The organism is Sphingorhabdus pulchriflava (genome assembly GCF_003367235.1).
In the GTDB taxonomy this organism is placed as follows: Bacteria; Pseudomonadota; Alphaproteobacteria; order Sphingomonadales; family Sphingomonadaceae; genus Sphingorhabdus_B; species Sphingorhabdus_B pulchriflava.
On record NZ_QRGP01000002.1, the window covers coordinates 577,354 to 594,755 of the forward strand.

Sequence of the window (17,402 nt, forward strand, 5' to 3'; positions counted from 1 at the left end):
CTGTTCCACTTTCGTGGAGGTGGCGTGCGCCAGACCGTTTCAGCTCTGCCCAAGCAAACTCTAGCGCAGCCTTTCGAGGGCTTGCCTGATTTCGTGCAGACTTTCGGTTAGCTCGATGAGCTGCGCCTGATCGTGGGTTTTCAGCATCGGCGATGCCAACGCCCCAGCTTTGCTGACACACGCTTCGCGCACATCACGCCCTTTTTGGGAGAGCCGAACCAGCTTTGCTCTCCCGTCTTCGGGATCCTGCTCGACCCGGATTAGCCCGTGCATTTCCATACGCTTCAATGTGCTCGACATTGTCGCCCGGGTCACTTGCATCACATCGGCAAGTTCGGCTGGTGACCGCACATCTAAATCCAGGCGAACGAAATGGTTCAGGATGGCGAACTGCGCTGAAGTAATACCCTTGGGTAGCATGCGTTCGAGCGCGGTTGTGGCAAGCTGGTCGATTATCCCGACCTCTGTGAAGAAGCGGAAAACCAGCAATTCGGCATCGTCGCGAGTGCCTGTCATGCGATGATATGTTTCGTCAACGGCCATCTGGGCGCCGGGCCAGACGGCTCGGCATAGCCGATCCGTGCGAGCATCTGAATCCGCTCCCCTGCCGCTGCACCCAATGTGTCATGTATGACCCGATATTGCGCTGCCATTTCGGGATATTCCTGCAATGACTGGCTCATCGGATGCATCGCAATTCCGCGCGCGGTGGCTTCGAGATTGGCACGGACATATCGGCGTCCTGCTTCAAGCTGATCAGCCCGACTGTTGCCCGGCGTTTTGATCCACAGGATCGCAGAAGCTGAATTGTGGCTTTCGATCATTATTGCCTTGCCAGACTGGAACGCACTGCTGGCCGGGTCTGCCAATGCTGCTTTGTCGAGCAGACCTGCGGTGGCTAGCATTTCCGCCATTGGGCCTTGTATCGCGATACCATCAGGGTTTTGGTCTATAGCGGCCCTGCCGATCCGCATCAGATCAACACTTTCGCGATGTGTTCTTTCGAGATCCATTTCCAATAACATCGATGCGACCGCAATCTCGCGGATTTGGCGGAGCAAGCTAGGGTCGTTACTGGCCCCATCCGGAGTTCGCACGGCATAGAGCACATTGGGCGGCACCGGGCGACTGGTGTCGTATACAGCCTTGTTCGATCTACGCCGTGCTATCATCGGGAACAGCGGGTCCTTTTCGACCGCCGCGTCGGCGAAAAATTCGAGCCTGGCAACAGGTCTCTCATCTAGGCGGAGTTGCGGCTCCCCCTCGGGAAAGGGCGTCATCGCCATCCGATAACCAAGCTCGGCCGCGGCGATCCGTGCAAGTTCGATGAAGGTGCCAAACCCAATAACTGTCTGACGATCGAAGGGGTCTGTTTGCGGCAGTCGTTTGTTCAGATCGCAATACAGCAAGGCGGATTTGTCATCGACCAGCCGGATCAGCCAAGGCTGGCGATTGTGCGGATTGGGGGCAAGGATGGCCCAGCGAAAGGAATCGAGCCGAATCTCCCCACTTGATTGCCCCGCAGTAGCCCATGGCTTCGTGGCCGTTTCGGGCTTGCGGGTGACGTGCCAGACGCCACCCCAGCAGGCGAGAACGGATGCTCCCGCAGCGCCTGCCGCGAAAAACTGTCTGCGATCCACATCCGACTCCCTATTTAAAGTTAGATATCTAACTAAATGATCGAAGCGATAACACAAGCTTTTGTGGTCATCTTTCGCTGGCATCGCCGCGCGCTTTCGCGCATGAAGGTCGTCCCGACAATTTTTACCGGAAACAGGAGTTATGTCCGAAGAATTCTACCGCATGAAGCGCTTGCCGCCCTATGTCATCGCTGAAGTGAATGCGATGCGAGCGGCCGCCCGTGCGGCGGGTGAGGACATTATTGACCTCGGCATGGGCAATCCCGACCTGCCTCCGCCCCAGCATGTGATCGACAAGCTGGTCGAAGTGGCGCAGAAACCCGATGCGCATGGCTATTCGGCGTCAAAGGGTATTCCGGGTCTCCGCCGTGCGCAGGCGAACTATTATGGCCGCCGTTTTGGCGTCGATGTCGATCCCGAAACCGAAGTGGTGGTGACTATGGGGTCGAAGGAGGGGCTTGCCAGCCTTGCGACCGCGATCACCGCGCCGGGCGATGTAGTGCTTGCACCCAATCCCAGCTATCCGATCCACACATTTGGATTCATTATTGCCGGTGCGACAATCCGGTCGGTTCCTACCTCGCCTGACGAGAATTATTTCCGCGCGCTCGACCGCGCCATGGCCTTCACCGTGCCGCGTCCGTCGATCCTGGTGGTCAACTATCCGTCGAATCCGACCGCCGAAACGGTCGATCTTGCTTTCTACGAACGGCTGGTTGCCTGGGCAAAGGAAAACAAGGTCTGGATCTTGTCCGACCTTGCCTATTCCGAGCTCTATTTCGACGGCAACCCGACGGTGTCTATCCTGCAGGTCAAGGGCGCGAAGGACGTCGCCATTGAATTCACCTCGCTGTCGAAAACCTATTCGATGGCTGGTTGGCGCATCGGCTTTGCCGTTGGCAACAAGCAGCTTATCGCGGCGATGACGCGGGTGAAAAGCTATCTCGATTATGGTGCCTTCACCCCGATCCAGGCAGCGGCCTGCGCGGCGCTCAATGGCCCGCAGGATATCGTCGAGAAGAACCGCGAACTGTACCACAAGCGTCGCGACGTTCTGGTCGAGGCCTTTGGCCGTGCCGGTTGGGAAATTCCGGCACCGCGGGCGTCAATGTTCGCTTGGGCTCCACTTCCGCCCGCGCTCGCGCATTTGGGCAGCCTCGAATTTTCAAAGCAATTGCTGACCGAGGCCAAGGTCGCGGTCGCCCCGGGCGTGGGTTATGGCGAGGACGGCGAAGGCTTTGTCCGCATCGCGATGGTCGAAAATGAGCATCGCCTGCGGCAGGCCGCGCGCAACATCAAACGCTATCTGCAGTCGATGGGCGTGAATACACCGACGCAGGCGAAGGCGATTTAACAAAAGCAGAACCGCAGCCCTGAGCTTGTCGAAGGGCGCTTTTCTGCGAGGCGTGCTTCGACAGGCTCAGCACTACGGTGACTAGTCTACGGCAACGCCGCCTCGATACTGGGCTTGAAGGCCGGTTCCACCCGTGCCTTCGAAGCCTGTTCATAGGCATAGCCTGCTTGCAGCACGCGCTCGTCATCCCACGCCGTCCCGACAAAGCTAATACCTAGTGGCAAACCTTCGATCAGGCCCATAGGAACCGTCAAATGAGGGTATCCGGCAATGGCGGGCAGCGCGCTCGCGCTTGGTCCGGAATATTGGTCGCCATTCACAAGGTCGGTCTTCCATGCCACCCCTGTGGTCGGTGATACCAGCAGGTCGACCTTGTTTTCGCGCAGCAATCGATCAATGCCTTCCGTCCCTGCCATCCGCTTCGACTTGGCGAGCGCTTCCTTATAGGCAGGATCGTCGAGGCCATTTTTCGATTGGGCGAGCTCGAATGTTTCCTGCCCGAACCAGCGCAATTCGGCTGGCTCGGCCTTGTTGAAGGCGATGACCTGTTCGAGCGTGCGCATTTTTACTGTAGGCGGCGTAGAAGCCAGATAGGCGTTGAGGTCGGCTTTGAGTTCGAACATCAGCACCTCGAACTCGGCTTCGCCCAGCCCGTCGAAACCCTTTCGGCTGTCCGCGATATCGACAATTTCTGCACCCTGGTTGCGCATCACATCGAGCGCTGAGTCAAAGCGTGCCTTGATGGCTGGATTGTCGCCAATGCGATCGCGCGCGACGCCGAGGCGCATGCCTTTGAGTGCATGGGCGTTGAGATTTGCGGCATAGTCTTTCTTACGTTGATCCGCCTCTGCCGTTGCAGGATCGGTCGGATCACTCCCAGCCATAGCGGTCAACAGCAGCGCCGCATCGCGTACCGTACGTGTCATCGGCCCAGCCGTGTCCTGGCTATGCGAAATCGGCACGATCAGGCTGCGGCTGACAAGGCCGAGTGTGGGTTTGAAGCCGACAATTCCGTTGACCGAAGACGGGCAGACGATCGATCCGTCCGTTTCAGTGCCAATGGTCAGCGGCGCAAGGTTCGCAGTTGCTGCTGCACCACTGCCCGCTGACGAGCCGCAAGTATTGCGATCAAGCACATAGGGGTTGCGCGTAAGGCCTCCCACCGCGCTCCAGCCACTGGTCGAGCCGCCCGAGCGGATATTGGCCCATTCGCTGAGATTGGTTTTGCCGAGGATGATGGCCCCAGCTTTGCGGAGCCGTGCAATCATCGGCGCATCGCGATGGGTGATATTGTCTTTGAGCGCCAGCGATCCGGCGGTGGTCGGAACTGGCCCCGCCACCTCGATATTGTCTTTCACCAGCACCGGAATGCCATGCAACGGTCCGCGCACCTTGCCCGCTTTGCGCTCCTCATCGAGCTTGCGCGCTTGGTCGATGACATCTGGAAAAGTTGCGATCACCGCATTCAGATGCGGCCCGTTATCGTCGATCTCGGATATGCGATTGAGATAGCGACGAACGATGTCCTCGGCAGATGAAATTTGATTCATTTGCTCAAATAACAATTGTTCGACGTCTGAACTGTAGAGTGGTGGCAGAGGATCTACACGTAAAGGTGACCGTGCTTCGACCGCCGAGCCTATGGTAATCGCTACAGTTAGGATGAGAGCTTTCTTCATCCCCACAGCCTAGCATCGGCGCAACGGCATTCAATCTATCATTGTAACTGCGCCGCCAAAAACAAATCGGATACGATGCGCAAAAAACGCAGACCTGTCTATCAAATCGCTGTCCTACATGTTCATTTTCTGTTCCAACCCAGATCATGGAACAACCAGAATCATCCTCCCCTTCCCAAATCCTATCCTTCCACCCAGTACCCGGTCGTCTGCGCCATGATGGCTGGACGCCGAGGAAGCAGGTCGAGTTTATCGAGGCGTTGGCTGGTAGCGGCTGTGTCGAAGAAGCCTGTCGCCGCGTCGGCAGGTCGCGGCAGTCGGCCTATGATTTGCGCGCTCGGCCAGAGGCGGGGCCATTTCGGGAGGCTTGGGAAGCTGCACTCGAACATGGCGTCAAGCGTATGGCCGACGCCGCCTTTTCGCGCGCGATCCACGGCGTCGCCATCCCCATCTATTACAAGGGCGAGCAGGTGGGCGAACGCCGCCATTATGATGAGCGGCTGACGATGTTCATGCTGCGCTATTATGATCCGCTGCGCTTTGGCAAATGGCTTGACCGGCAAAGATTCGAACGCGCCGAAGATGGGGCTGCGCGATTGCTCGCGATGCGGATCAGTGTTCTGTTGGAAGCGGCCTATGACTGGCTGTTCCGCAAAATTGATGTGCGCCGCGCGTTACGGCAGCAGGAAAGGGAGGGATGAAGGGAGGTGTCTAACTTGTTCCGTGCTATAAAACACCGAAGCCCTGAGCATGTCGAAGGGCGCTTCTCAGCCTTACGCTGGTCTTCGAGGCGTGCTTCGACAGGCTCAGCACTACGGTTTCATTTTAATGAAGTCGGCGCAACAATCTTGCGCGACATAGCGTCAGCTTTGTCAACTTCCGCGCCATTCCAAACACCTCGCCATCCACCGCTTGCTTAACGCGTTTCAATTTGCCATCGAAATAGCATGTCGAAAAAAGATTTTGCATTCCGCTACCCCTTACGTGTCCGCTGGGCAGAGACCGACGCACAGGGTGTTGTCTTCAACGCGCGCTATCTCGATTATGCCGATGTCGCCGTGACCGAATATTGGCGCGCCTGTGGATTGCGACTGGTGAATCCAGACGAACCTCTCGAGTTCCACGTGAAGAAGGCCACCGTGCTATGGAATGCGCCGATCTTCCCTGATGAGTTGATAGAAGTGATGTGCCGCACCACCAAGATGGGACGCAGCAGCATCACCAAAATCGTCGAAATCCACGGAGCAACCGAGGATGGTTCCGACGATCTGCGTGCCGAGGTGGAACTGGTCAGCGTTTTCGTCGATCTGGAAAGCCACCGGCCGATGCCATTCCCCGAATGGATCAAGGATGTGTTCCTGAAGTTCGATGCGAAGGCGGAAAATGCGCCGTTGCTGGAGGAGGTACCCGCTGAATGAGCGCGCGCGTCGAGTTTTTCTACGACCTTTCCAGCCCCTGGACTTATCTGGCCTTCACCAATTTGTGGCCGATGCTCGAGCGGACCGGTGAACAGGCGGTGCTGCGTCCGATCCTCGTCGGCGGAGTATTCAACGCGGTGAACCAATCAGTCTATGCCGCGCGCGAGATGACTGACAATCGCAAGCTCAAACATAGCTGGAAGGTTTTGCTCGATTGGGCCGCGCTGGCCAGGGTGGAGATGAACTTCCCGTCCAAATGGCATCCAGCCAAGAGTGTGAATGCGATGCGCTTTGCCTGTACGCTGGAAGAGAATCAGGATGCGCTCCGCCGATTTTCAAAGGCTGCGTTCGAAAGCTATTTTGGCGCTCAGGAAAATCTGGACGACGCAGATGTTTTGGCTTCGGTCGCTGACAGCATTGGCCTTGATGGCGCGGTGCTGAAGGCGGCTGCCCAAAGCGATGACGTGAAAGCACGTCTGCGCACCAACACCGAAGAGGTGATAGCGCGCGGCGGCTATGGATCGCCCTCGATCTTTGTCGACGGCACCGACATGTATTTTGGCAATGATCAGCTGCCCTTGGTTGAGGCGGCGCTTGGGAGAGAGAAGCAATGAACGACCGTATTTCAATCACCATGCTTGAAGACGGCATCGCCGACGTCCGCATGACCCGCGTCGACAAGATGAACGCACTCGACGGCGCGCAATGGAATGCGCTGGTTGAGGCGATTGACCAGTTGAAGGTAACCCCCGGCCTGCGCGTCGTTGTGCTGTCCGGCGAAGGCCGCGCATTTTGTGCCGGTCTTGATCTTGCCAGCCTGCAAAGCGAACGTGATCCGGGTGCTAGCAGTGCGGGTGGGTCGCTAGCCGATCGCACCAAGGGCATTTCGAACAATGCGCAATATGCTGCTTATGGCTGGCGTGAGTTGCCGGTACCGGTGATTGCGGCTGTGCATGGCGTTGCCTTTGGCGCGGGCAGCCAGATTATGGCGGGTGCCGACATCCGTATCGTTCATCCCGACACGCGCATTGCGATCATGGAGATGAAATGGGGCCTCGTCCCCGATGTCGGCGGCATGCCGCTATGGCGCACGCAGGTTGCCGACGATGTGCTGCGTGAAATGATCTACACCAACCGCGAATTCAACGGTGTCGAGGCCAAGGAAATGGGCTTTGCTACCCATGTCTCCGACGATCCGCACGCCAAGGCGATGGAACTGGCGCGGGTAATCGCAAACAAGAACCCGCACGCCATTCGCGGTGCCAAGCGCATGTGCAACGCGCTGGCGACATCAAGCGATGCGGTGTTGCTGCAGATGGAAAGCGACGAGCAGTTGAAGGTTATTCGCACGCCTAACCAGATGGAAGCCGTGGTGTCTGAAATGCAGAAGCGGAAACCGAATTTCGCGGACTAAGCTGCAGGTTTCGCCATCATCTCTTCTAACTCCGCGACCACCTCGGCGCGCAGTGGCTTGGCCTCATTATCGGTACGGCAGACGATCACGCTGTCGCAGGTACCAATGCATTGACCTTTCTGGAACATTGCCTGCACTACAACCCAGCTTGAATTACCGATGCGACCGATGCCTGAGCCGATGGTTACTGGCGCAGGAAAGTTACCCTCGCGCAGATAGTTGATTTCGACCGAGGCGACCATCGTGCGTTCGTTTTCGGGGCGATCAGACCATGGCCGCGCTTTGCGGTGCAGCTGGACACGGGCATTCTCGAACAACGACGCGAAGGCGACATTGTTGAGGTGCCCGTTGATGTCCATGTCCTGAAAGCGTGTGTCGCTTTCGAGGATGATGGGGTAAGCGGCCAGGTTCAGCCGCCACCCTTCGGGTTTCGCCATTAGAGCTTGCGTCCGATCAGTTCTTTCATGATCTCGCTGGTGCCACCAAAAATGCGGGTCACGCGTGCGCCGCGGAACTGCTTGGCGATTGGATATTCATTCATAAAGCCAGCACCGCCGTGCAACTGGAGGCACTTGTCGACGACTTCACCCTGCAGCTCGGTGTGCCACAGCTTAGCCGCCGAAGCTTCTTCCGGAGTCAGTTCCTTTTTCATGTGGCGGGCGAGCGCCCAGTCGATATGCGCCCAGCCGACTTGCAGCTTGGTCTTGAGGTCTGCCAGTACGAAACGGGTGTTCTGGAAATCGAGGATCGGTTTGCCAAATGCCTTGCGTTCGCGGACAAACTCGACCGTCTGGTCGAAACTGCGCTGCGCGCCGGTCTGCGCGCCGATCGCAATCGAAAGCCGTTCCTGCGGCAATTCGCTCATCAGATAGATGAAGCCCATGCCTTCCTGACCGAGGCAGTTGGTGATCGGAACGCGGACATCTTCGAAAAACAGTTCCGAAGTGTCGGCAGCGTCGAGGCCGACCTTATCGAGATTGCGGCCGCGTTTGAAACCTTCACGATCGGCTTCGACGAGAACGATCGATACGCCCTTATAGGCGGGGTTCGCATCCGGATCGGTCTTGCAGCATACGAGGATCAGGTCGGCATTCTGGCCATTGGTGATATAGGTCTTGGCACCATTGACGACATAATGATTACCGTCTTTCTTCGCCGTGGTGCGCATACCCTGAAGGTCGGAACCCGTTCCGGGTTCGGTCATCGCGATGGCGGTGATCACTTCACCCGAAACCATCTTGGGAAGCCACTGCTTCTTCTGTTCTTCGGAGCCATATTGGATGATGTAATTTGCAACGATATCGGTTTGGAGCGAGAAACCGGTTGCGACATCGGTGTTATAACCGAATTCTTCATTGATGATGGCGTTGTAGCCAAAATCGAGGCCGAGGCCGCCAAATTCTTCGGGGACGGTCGGGCAGAGTAGGCCCAGCTCACCTGCCTTGGGCCAGACTTCGCGCGGAACGAGGCCTTCGGCGTCCCACTTATCCGCATTGGGCTCGATCTCTTTTGCGACAAACTGGCGGACCGTCGAGCGGAAGGCTTCATGGTCTTCGTTATAGGCGGTGCGGTGCAATGCATCGAGCGACATGGCGTGAGTCTCCTGAGGATGTTCTGGCCGCCAGAAACAGCAAGTTTACGCAAGCGTCAAGCGAGAATTTAACTGCATGATTAAACTGGCTCACCCGCTTCGCGCGCCCGAGCGACCAAGGTGCGCTCTGCTGAGGGAACCATGCGGTAGGCCGCAATCAGCAATCCGAGCGCGATCGGGGCTACGGCGATAAGCGACAATATGCCAACGCGCAGGTCGCCAACCAGTTTGCCGTCGACCATTGTACCCGCAAGGTCGGAAATTTGCCCGACCATATAGGGGCCAAAGGACAGGCCAACCAAAGTCGTGCCAAGGAAGAAGGCAGCCGTCGCTGTGCCACGCATACGGGGCAAAACCAGATCCTGCGTGGTTGCTGCGGCGGCACCCAGCGCGGTAGCACCCAGCATGCCGGCAACAAAATTCATCGTGTAGAACAGCGTCGAATTTTCAGTGGTATAGCCGATCCAGATCGGGATGATCGGGCCAACCACGCCCAAGATGATCATCAATATCCGGCCTGCGGGATTTCTCATCCGCAACGCATCGGCCATCCGGCCGCCGATGATGACGCCCAGGAAACCGCTCAATGCGCCATTGGCGCCCAGGATGAAAGCCAGTTCCGCCTTGGGCAGCTTCAGAACGATTTCGGCATAGGGCGCTGACCAGAAGCTCAACGCATAAGCCGCCAGCGAGACAAGGCCATAACCCAGCGTGGTACAGATAAAGGCGGGCGTACCCCAGATCAGCTTGAATGTCGCCGGGTCACGCGCGCGCAGCGCCGAGGCCCATGAGAACACCGCATAATAGCCAAAGCCGACCGCCGACCATTGTGGCAAATTGCCGGTCAACTTGATCATCCACCAGGCAAAAGCGGCAATCGCGCTGCCCGTTGCAATGTTGATCAGGAAAGCGGCGGGGCCGCGCTGCCATGCACCCCAGATTGTGAAAGGCGGGACGATCATCGACAGATCGCTGACGAAGGCGCGGAAGGGCGTAGGCGAGCTTGCGGTCGCAACGCCATCCATCGCGCCGCGGACCGGCTCGCGCAGACTGGCAACCCAAAGTGCAAGCAGCACGCCTGGAATGCCGACCGCCAGAAAGGCTGCTTGCCATCCAACCAGCCCCATCGGGGCATCGACGGGATAGGCATCGTTCCAAGCCTTGACGATCAGGGCACCAATGAACAGCGAAACGCCGCCGCCCAGATACAGACCCGACGAATAGATGGCGAGCGCGGTGGCGCGTTGGCGCTTGGGGAAATAATCTGAAATCAGTGAGTACGCAGTGGGGCTCGCGGTTGCTTCACCGACACCGACGCCCATGCGCGCCAGCGTTAGTTCAACCTGATTGCGTGCAAATCCCGATAAAGCCGTCATCAGCGACCATAGAGCCAGCCCGATCGAGAGCAATTTCACCCGATTCCAATTGTCGGCCAAGCGACCAAGCGGAATGCCAAACAGCGCGTAGAAGACCGCAAAGGCGGCCCCGCCCAGAAAGCCCATATCGGAATCGGTCAGGCCCAGATCGGCCTTGATATCAACGGCGAGGATGCTGACGATCTGCCGGTCGATGAAGTTGAGGATATAGACGATGACAAGGACGGTGAGGACATACCAGCTATAACCCGTCGCTGACTTTCCCTCCTGGGCGCTGGCGTTTTCGATCGACTCTGCATCGCCTGCTGCGCTCAACGTCATTCTCCTCTTGCTTGTCTCTCGGTCGGGCTTTGGGCTAGCAGAGGATTTGCAAATCGCAAGCGGGTAAAGGATTTTGCATGGCTGTTTCGGTGTTGATGGTGTGCCTGGGCAATATCTGCCGTTCGCCGCTGGCAGAGGCGGCCTTGCGTTATCATGCTAACCGGTTGGGGCTCGACCTCCATGCCGATTCCGCTGGGACTGGCGACTGGCATGTCGGCCATCCACCCGACCCAAGAGCGCAAGAGGTGGCATTGCGGCTGGGCGGGATCGATATTTCCGGATTACGGGCGCGACAGGTTTCGCACGACGATTTCCATCGCTTCGATCATGTGATTGCAATGGATCATAGCAATTTCCGCAACCTGACTGATTTGTCGCCGCGGCAGCCAAAAGCGCAGCTGTCGCTTCTGCTCGATCACCTGCCGGGAAACGAAGGCCGGGCCGTTGCCGACCCGTATTATGGCAATCTTGCAGACTTTGAGGCCTGCTGGCGGGAGGTTGAAGCTGCGACGCGGAGATTGGCAGGGAAGTTGGTCTGATGTGAGTGCGTTCTGAGACACACCGCTATTCTAGAAGGCTCTAGCATGCGCGACTCTGCTTACTTGATTGAAAAAATATTCCAAGAAATTGAAAAATTGGTACTTCTTTCATATGAAAGTGAAGAAGAAATGCGTCGTTCGTGCTTTGAAATAATGATAAACGATTATGAGGGTTTTGATATTGTGGAAGTCATTTGCAGGGAGGCTGCGTATATTTCGGTATATGAAAATCTTGAGAGCGTATTTCGACAAGAAATAGGGTATTTTCGGCACTAATATTTATCAGAATTGGTTGAGTCAGCTGAAAAATACTCGAAAAGTGAAAATTGGCCAGCGGTGGAAACGACAAGAGCTAAGGCCTTCGGTGAGTATGCACGCAGCATTAAATGTTAGCTTGATGGACTGAAGCCTCGAAAAAGAAATGGCATGATCTGGAGGGTTTACAGGCTCTTCATGAGCTAGTGCACATTTTGCGTTGTTGTTTTGATGCTTCGCCATAGATTCAACAACTTGGGCTTACTGGGTTATTCGGCTGTGCAGATATTCGCCGAATATGGGAAAGGGTTTGTGGGTGCGACTTCAACGCTATCTTCTAGTTATCATCGCGTCATTTTTTGCGTCAATCGTGTTTCCGGAATCGGCGAACGCCGCATTCCCGTGCACATGGGCACCTGGCGAAGTGCAAGTCGGGGAAGATAACGGGGTTCCGCTTTGTGAACAACGCGGGCCGACTCAGCCGACTTCGGGAGGCGCTGCAGCCGATGCCCCGCGATTTCCAAGCCCGCTTCGCTTGGTCGATACCTATTTTGCAGTCGCCTTCCATCCCGGCGCTAACGATCCTTGGGCAATCTGGAAAAATCAGATTTCACTGCAAAATGCAGAGGAGCGCGTTCTTGCGGCCTGCAACGCAGTTATGGGCATTGGATGCAAGATCGTCGGGTCAGGTGCAAATTCCTTTGTGGTGCTTGGGTATCAGATGGATCAATCTGCCGGGCCACAATTGGTTGAGCTTGGCGTTGGCACGAGCCTGAAGAAGGCCAGGCAAAACTTGAAGGAAAAGTGCAAGAGTAGAGGCTACAAATGCAATCCGCTGGATTTTTTCGGAACAACACCAGAATCCGACAATACGGGAATTGATTTTTCAACTACATATTACCCGACCGAAGCCACCGTGCGCCGCCGCTCACAGGTGAAGTGATCGTTGCACTGCCCATTGCGGATTGTGGAATAGCGGCGGCCACTAGTTTTGGTGACAATTTGGATTATCGCCGATCAATTGTCTGAACACTACACGCAGGTAGTGACCTATCTGCGATAAGATGAAGCTGCGGACAGCCGGTTTGTATAGCGATGGATTGATGCGGTCGCGGACCAATTGGGCTGGTATTGGTACCGAATTAGGGAGGTGTTCATGCAACACATAATTCCAAGTCAGAGCTACCATCCTCGATAGTATCCCGTTGTTGTTTATGGCATTCGGATCCTAAAGCTACCTTGGCACAAGGCGTGCGGCGAAAGGATTTTTGTGTGAACAAATCGAAACTTCGGAACCTTTTGGTGAAACTCCACCTCTATGGAGCTGCTTTGCTTGCGCCGTTTTTCCTCTTGGTTGCAATCACGGGCGGACTGAAAATGGCCGGCGTCGAAGGTGGTACCCAGGAAACGCCTTTGACCGTCCCTGCCGGAACCAGTTTTGATGCCAAAAGTCCGCAATTCGAAGACGATGTCCGCACTTTCCTGAAAGCGCAGAAAGTGAATGTCGATTTTGAATATATCCGGGCACGGGGAAACAGCTTCACGACGCGTCCAACATCGCGCCCTCACGTCGCTTTTGAAGAAAAGGACGGCCAGCTTACGGCCAAATATGTCGAGCCTGATACGATCAACGCTTTGATGGAAATCCATAAAGGCCATGGTCCGCGCATCTACAAGACACTGGGATGGGTTGCAGGTTTGACCCTGTTTTTCGTTGTGCTTGGTGGCCTTTTCATCGGCCTGCTGAGCCCTGCATATCGCAAACCGACGATTATAAGTTCGCTGTTCGGCAGTTTGGTATTTGTGTGGGCAGCATTTTTTGCTTGAAGCTTTTGTCACTCGCGGGGATGCGGCTCACCGCCGGTCTCCTTGGCGGATACTGCAAACAGGCCAGCCCGAGTCCGGTTTCACTTGAAATTGGAACGATTTCATCCAATATTACGAGCTTAGGCGGCTATGGTGCCGCCCTTTTGAGGAGACGTTTGAAATGGCTGAATGGTCTGATCCGCGGGTAACGCAAACCGGCGCGGGCGTTACCATTGATGGCAAGCCGATTGCCTCAACGGCAGTCGACGCCGGGCTACGCGCCCATATGCTCAAGGTTTACAATTACATGGCGTCGGGCGTTTTGCTCACTGGCATCGTCGCGATGCTGTTCGCCAATAGCGGTATGGCCGCTCAAGTGATGGCAACACCGCTGCGCTGGCTGATCATCCTGTCACCGCTCGCCTTCATCATGGTGATGAGCTTTGGCATGAACAAGCTTTCGACCGGAGCGCTGCAGGCCATGTTCTGGGCGTTCGCAACGGTCATGGGCCTGTCGATGTCGACGATTTTCCTTGTTTATTCCGGGGAATCGATCGCGCGCACTTTCTTCGTGACGGCAGCGGCCTTCGCTTCGCTCAGCCTATGGGGCTACACCACCAAAAAGGATCTGACCGGTTGGGGCAGCTTCCTGATTATGGGTGTGGTCGGTCTGTTGCTCGCGTCGATCGTCAACATCTTCCTGGGATCGAGCACGATGGGCTGGGTGATCAGCTTCCTCGGCGTGTTGATCTTCGCAGGGCTGACGGCTTATGATACGCAGCGTATCAAAAGCGAATATTTCTACTTCGCTGGCCATGAGGCACTCGGCAAGATCGCGATCATGGGTGCGCTGAACCTGTATCTCGACTTTGTGAACATGTTCCAGTTCCTGCTGAGCTTCCTAGGCAACCGCGACTAATTGCATTAAGTTCATATAATCTAGAAGATGGCCCGGCGGATTCCGTCGGGCCATTTTCTTTGTCGGTTCACCGATGCGTACTTTATTTTCGTCCGTTAATCGTGTTGACAGGTTTAAAGCGCAAAAAGCAGCTATTCGGGAGCGAGACGTTACAATGTGGACAGTGGGTAAAGGGTTAGGCAGTGTTTTCCTGATTGGCGCGCTGGCGGCCTGTGGCCCCAAGGCCGCACCTAAGCCCATTCCTGTTCCGCCCCCGGTTGTTGTCGCCCCGCCGCCGACGCCATCTATGCCGCTGCCGCCAGGTGGTGCTGCCGTAACGATGAAAATTCCACCCTTTGGCGCAGATGGTGTCCGTATCACCCCCAACCGCAACCTGTCGCGTGAGGAATATATCTGGCATTTGCGTTCGGGCATTAATGTTGCCGCGCTTAACTGCCAAGGCCCCGTGTGGGGCGAAATCGCCCAGAACTATAACCGTTTTCTGCAAATCCACAAAAGCCGATTGGCGCAGACCAACAAGGCGGTCGATGCAGAGTTTGTGAAGCGGTTTCCGGGACAGAATGCGTTGCGCGTCCGCGATACGCGCACCACCGATCTCTATAACTATTTCGCGCTGCCGCCAGTACGTGCGGAATTCTGTGACAAGTCATTGCAGAAGTCGCGTGAGCTGCTCACGATACCGAGCAATACACTGCCCGAATATTCGTTCGGTGCGTTGAACGACCTCGATGCCGTGTTTATCAATTTCTACAACGCCTTCGTGCAATATGAGCGCGATCTGGCGGATTGGAATGCGCGTTACGGCCCGAAATCGACGGCAACTATGGCGACGACTTCCCCGGCTCCGACGGCTATTTCTACCAAATAGGCGTGGTCTGATCTGCGCCACCTGCTTGGTACGCTTTGCCATTTGTTTTTGGAATTATGCAGCGACCCGTCAGGCCATCTGGATATAATCGCGCATTGCCGATGCTTCAGCTTCGATCTTTTCGATGCGATATTTGACCAGATCGCCGATCGACACAAATCCGGAAATGCGGCCATCATCAACAACCGGCAAGTGCCGAATGCGGCGTCGCGACATGAGTGACAGTGCCGAAAGGACTGGAGTGTCGGCGGTTACAGTAATCGCAGGTGCCGTCATGACTTCGGATACTTTTTTCTGCAACATTCCCGATCCATGCAGCGCCAGACCGTAAATGACATCGCGTTCGGAAAATATCCCGATAACCCGCTGACCATCAACGACCGGTAGGGCACCGATGCGTTGCTCTGCGAGTCGCGCGGTAACCTGTTCAACCAATTCGTCCGCCGATGCTGTGAAAACCGCGCCTGTGCGGCTTTGCAGTATAGTCGCAATAGTCATCGCTTTCCTCCCAATAATCTTGCTCTCTCGATAGTGATAGCATAGACGCGCTTTGGATAAAATGACTCGCCCCTCCCGCCTTGATGATCCCGAATATGCGGCCTTTGCCTGGGCACGCTATTGGCGGTTGATGCGCTGGATGCTCGCGTTCACTCTGACCGTCACGGTTGCAGCGCTTGGCTCCTTCTGGTGGACCTATGGGATGCTCTCTATCCACTTTTTCATAGCTATCGGGGGCGCGATTATTGGCGCGATAATGCTGACCGCCGCTTTGATGGGGCTTGTGTTTCTATCCAGCGGAACCGGCCATGACGAGGCGGTCGAGGATCCGTTTGCAGATCTGGCCGATGACAGTAAATGACCAGCACCGTTCATAACCTGCCGTCGCGCAACGACCCTATCCTGCGCGTTGTCCCGCGTCCTGCAGACATCAATGCCAATGGACATATATTCGGCGGCTGGGTGTTGGCGCAGATGGACATTGCGGGCGGCATCGTAGCCGGACGAATTGCCGAGGGGCCATGTGCCACCGTAGCCATCGACAAGATGGAGTTTATCGCGCCGATCCTGCTCCGCGATATTATTTCGGTCTACGCATCGCTTGAGCGCAAAGGGCGGACGTCAATGGCTATTAAAATTGAAGTCATTGCGACCCGTGACCGGGGCGAACAGGAGGTTAAGGTAACCGAAGGGCTCTTCACCTTTGTCGCGCTGGATGAACAGCATAAGCCAAGGCCGTTGCCCTAGAATTTAGTGGTCTTTACCCAGAATTTGCTCTTCTACAGCCTTTCGATAGGCTGCTGAAACCGGTACACGGGTCCCATCTGACATCAGCAGTTCGATTTTCCGGCCGGTGCGGCTGACTTTTTCGACCGCATCACGCGCTACCCACCATGATCGGTGGACCTGCAGCCCATCATAATCCGAAAGCTCCTGTAAGGCATCGCGGAACCGGATAAGGATCAGGTCCGCACCCTTGTCAGTCGTCGCGCGCAAATAATGGTCTTCCATCTGCAAATGCAGCAACTTTGTCCCCAGATGATCGTGCAGTCTGGACAGAAAGCGAATGCCTGCGGCCGGTGTTTTGGGTGTTTCCGGCTGCAAACCATGTAGCGCTATGATGAAGAGGGAGTTTACGCCGATCGCGAGCAGATTGATTGCCAACAACTGCGTGAACAGCACCATTAATCCCGCTGCGTCACGCGAAGGCCGCATCGGTGCAGCAGCATCTCCGATCCGGGCGATAGCGATCGACCACCCCCAATACTCAATGGCATGGACGATGAAAGTCATCGGAATGGTTGCAAATAGCACGCATCCGAAGATTCCACTCCATCGGCTGAAATCGTCAAATGCTCCGGTCGACCGGATGATCTTGGCGGTCATCGGCATCATCGCCATGCCGAATATGGCAAGTATCGCAAACCAATAGCTGAGCCGTACCACAGGTTGATCGGGCAGCATTCCAAAGGGGGCAACAAAGCCCAGCAGCATCGCAATCAACAGATATTGCGCCAAATGCCGCAACTGGTGACGCCAGTGCAATGAGCACCAATAATCGAGAAATCCGTGCAGCGTCATTTCGCGTGCCCCCTCAACTCACAATTTAGCAGCTTCGACGGCCGCTCACAAGCCGCGGCATACAATGCTAACAAATCGACGTTTCGTGAATTTGCACGCATCATTCGCGAATACTTGGTCGGATTTCGCGTATTCGCGATTGC

Annotated in this window: 21 protein-coding genes; 13 read left to right on the plus strand and 8 right to left on the minus strand. The window is 56.0% G+C overall.

The genetic code is table 11. The annotated features are described in order from the left end of the window. Positions 1-60 precede the first annotated feature (60 nt). Positions 61-516, minus strand: coding sequence for a MarR family winged helix-turn-helix transcriptional regulator (locus DXH95_RS13630; RefSeq protein WP_181883684.1), 456 nt, complete (start codon positions 514-516; stop codon positions 61-63). After that, the gene (locus DXH95_RS13635; RefSeq protein WP_181883685.1) at positions 513-1,640 is read right to left on the minus strand and encodes an Acg family FMN-binding oxidoreductase; all 1,128 of its coding nucleotides are present in this window, start codon (positions 1,638-1,640) and stop codon (positions 513-515) included. Before DXH95_RS13635 ends, DXH95_RS13630 begins: the two co-directional genes overlap by 4 nt. 142 nt (positions 1,641-1,782) lie before the next feature. Between DXH95_RS13635 and DXH95_RS13640 the strand changes: the two genes are divergently transcribed. Next, positions 1,783-2,994, plus strand: coding sequence for an LL-diaminopimelate aminotransferase (locus DXH95_RS13640; RefSeq protein ID WP_115550053.1), 1,212 nt, complete (start codon positions 1,783-1,785; stop codon positions 2,992-2,994). Between the two features lie 86 nt (positions 2,995-3,080). Here the strand turns inward: DXH95_RS13640 and DXH95_RS13645 are convergent, their stop codons facing one another. After that, a complete protein-coding gene (locus DXH95_RS13645; RefSeq protein ID WP_115550054.1) occupies positions 3,081-4,673 on the minus strand; it encodes an amidase in 1,593 nt (530 codons plus the stop codon). A gap of 146 nt (positions 4,674-4,819) precedes the next feature. Here DXH95_RS13645 and DXH95_RS13650 point away from each other — a divergent pair, with 146 nt between their 5' ends. The 4 genes from DXH95_RS13650 to DXH95_RS13665 all read left to right on the plus strand — a co-directional run bounded on the left by DXH95_RS13650 (position 4,820) and on the right by DXH95_RS13665 (position 7,505). After that, positions 4,820-5,374, plus strand: coding sequence for a hypothetical protein (locus tag DXH95_RS13650; protein WP_115550055.1), 555 nt, complete (start codon positions 4,820-4,822; stop codon positions 5,372-5,374). A 246-nt stretch (positions 5,375-5,620) separates the two neighbouring features. After that, positions 5,621-6,091 carry an acyl-CoA thioesterase gene (locus DXH95_RS13655; protein ID WP_115550056.1) on the plus strand — a complete coding sequence of 157 codons (471 nt, stop codon included), beginning with the start codon at positions 5,621-5,623 and terminating at the stop codon, positions 6,089-6,091. Next, positions 6,088-6,705, plus strand: a complete 618-nt coding sequence (locus tag DXH95_RS13660; RefSeq protein ID WP_115550057.1) for a 2-hydroxychromene-2-carboxylate isomerase — start codon at positions 6,088-6,090, stop codon at positions 6,703-6,705. The genes DXH95_RS13655 and DXH95_RS13660 overlap by 4 nt, the downstream gene beginning before the upstream one ends. After that, positions 6,702-7,505 carry a crotonase/enoyl-CoA hydratase family protein gene (locus tag DXH95_RS13665; protein ID WP_115550058.1) on the plus strand — a complete coding sequence of 268 codons (804 nt, stop codon included), beginning with the start codon at positions 6,702-6,704 and terminating at the stop codon, positions 7,503-7,505. Before DXH95_RS13660 ends, DXH95_RS13665 begins: the two co-directional genes overlap by 4 nt. Here the strand turns inward: DXH95_RS13665 and DXH95_RS13670 are convergent. The 3 genes from DXH95_RS13670 to DXH95_RS13680 all read right to left on the minus strand — a co-directional run bounded on the left by DXH95_RS13670 (position 7,502) and on the right by DXH95_RS13680 (position 10,793). Beyond that, on the minus strand, positions 7,502-7,942 hold the full coding sequence (locus DXH95_RS13670; RefSeq protein WP_115550059.1) for an acyl-CoA thioesterase: 441 nt from the start codon (positions 7,940-7,942) through the stop codon (positions 7,502-7,504). The genes DXH95_RS13665 and DXH95_RS13670 overlap by 4 nt on opposite strands. Next, positions 7,942-9,096, minus strand: a complete 1,155-nt coding sequence (locus DXH95_RS13675) for an acyl-CoA dehydrogenase family protein (RefSeq protein ID WP_115550060.1) — start codon at positions 9,094-9,096, stop codon at positions 7,942-7,944. Before DXH95_RS13675 ends, DXH95_RS13670 begins: the two co-directional genes overlap by 1 nt. Before the next feature lie 80 nt (positions 9,097-9,176). Continuing rightward, a complete protein-coding gene (locus tag DXH95_RS13680; protein ID WP_115550061.1) occupies positions 9,177-10,793 on the minus strand; it encodes a spinster family MFS transporter in 1,617 nt (538 codons plus the stop codon). A 77-nt stretch (positions 10,794-10,870) separates the two neighbouring features. On the opposite strand from DXH95_RS13680, the gene DXH95_RS13685 reads away from it, so the two are divergent. From DXH95_RS13685 to DXH95_RS13710, 6 genes are all read left to right on the plus strand, one after another. Further along, positions 10,871-11,332, plus strand: a complete 462-nt coding sequence (locus DXH95_RS13685) for a low molecular weight protein-tyrosine-phosphatase (protein ID WP_115550062.1) — start codon at positions 10,871-10,873, stop codon at positions 11,330-11,332. 45 nt (positions 11,333-11,377) lie between these two features. Next, positions 11,378-11,608 carry a hypothetical protein gene (locus DXH95_RS13690; protein ID WP_115550063.1) on the plus strand — a complete coding sequence of 77 codons (231 nt, stop codon included), beginning with the start codon at positions 11,378-11,380 and terminating at the stop codon, positions 11,606-11,608. Positions 11,609-12,122: 514 nt separating this feature from the next. Continuing rightward, positions 12,123-12,530 (plus strand): DUF4189 domain-containing protein, encoded by a 408-nt coding sequence (locus DXH95_RS16140; protein ID WP_181883686.1) that lies wholly within the window; start codon positions 12,123-12,125, stop codon positions 12,528-12,530. Positions 12,531-12,859: 329 nt separating this feature from the next. After that, a complete protein-coding gene (locus tag DXH95_RS13700) occupies positions 12,860-13,414 on the plus strand; it encodes a hypothetical protein (protein WP_115550065.1) in 555 nt (184 codons plus the stop codon). A gap of 160 nt (positions 13,415-13,574) precedes the next feature. Next, complete coding sequence (locus DXH95_RS13705) at positions 13,575-14,312, plus strand: Bax inhibitor-1/YccA family protein (RefSeq protein WP_115550066.1); 738 nt, start codon at positions 13,575-13,577, stop codon at positions 14,310-14,312. A 154-nt stretch (positions 14,313-14,466) separates the two neighbouring features. Continuing rightward, complete coding sequence (locus DXH95_RS13710) at positions 14,467-15,180, plus strand: hypothetical protein (protein ID WP_115550067.1); 714 nt, start codon at positions 14,467-14,469, stop codon at positions 15,178-15,180. A gap of 69 nt (positions 15,181-15,249) precedes the next feature. On the opposite strand, the gene DXH95_RS13715 is transcribed toward DXH95_RS13710, so the two are convergent. Further along, positions 15,250-15,678: a CBS domain-containing protein gene (locus DXH95_RS13715; RefSeq protein ID WP_115550068.1), complete on the minus strand. Its 429-nt coding sequence runs from the start codon at positions 15,676-15,678 to the stop codon at positions 15,250-15,252. 61 nt (positions 15,679-15,739) lie between these two features. Between DXH95_RS13715 and DXH95_RS13720 the strand changes: the two genes are divergently transcribed. Further along, entirely contained in the window at positions 15,740-16,039 is a 300-nt protein-coding gene (locus DXH95_RS13720) for a hypothetical protein (RefSeq protein WP_115550069.1), read from the plus strand. After that, on the plus strand, positions 16,036-16,425 hold the full coding sequence (locus tag DXH95_RS13725; protein WP_115550070.1) for an acyl-CoA thioesterase: 390 nt from the start codon (positions 16,036-16,038) through the stop codon (positions 16,423-16,425). The genes DXH95_RS13720 and DXH95_RS13725 overlap by 4 nt, the downstream gene beginning before the upstream one ends. 3 nt (positions 16,426-16,428) lie before the next feature. Here DXH95_RS13725 and DXH95_RS13730 read toward each other — a convergent pair whose 3' ends face one another. After that, a complete protein-coding gene (locus DXH95_RS13730) occupies positions 16,429-17,259 on the minus strand; it encodes a LytTR family DNA-binding domain-containing protein (RefSeq protein WP_115550071.1) in 831 nt (276 codons plus the stop codon). Between the last annotated feature and the right edge of the window lie 143 nt (positions 17,260-17,402).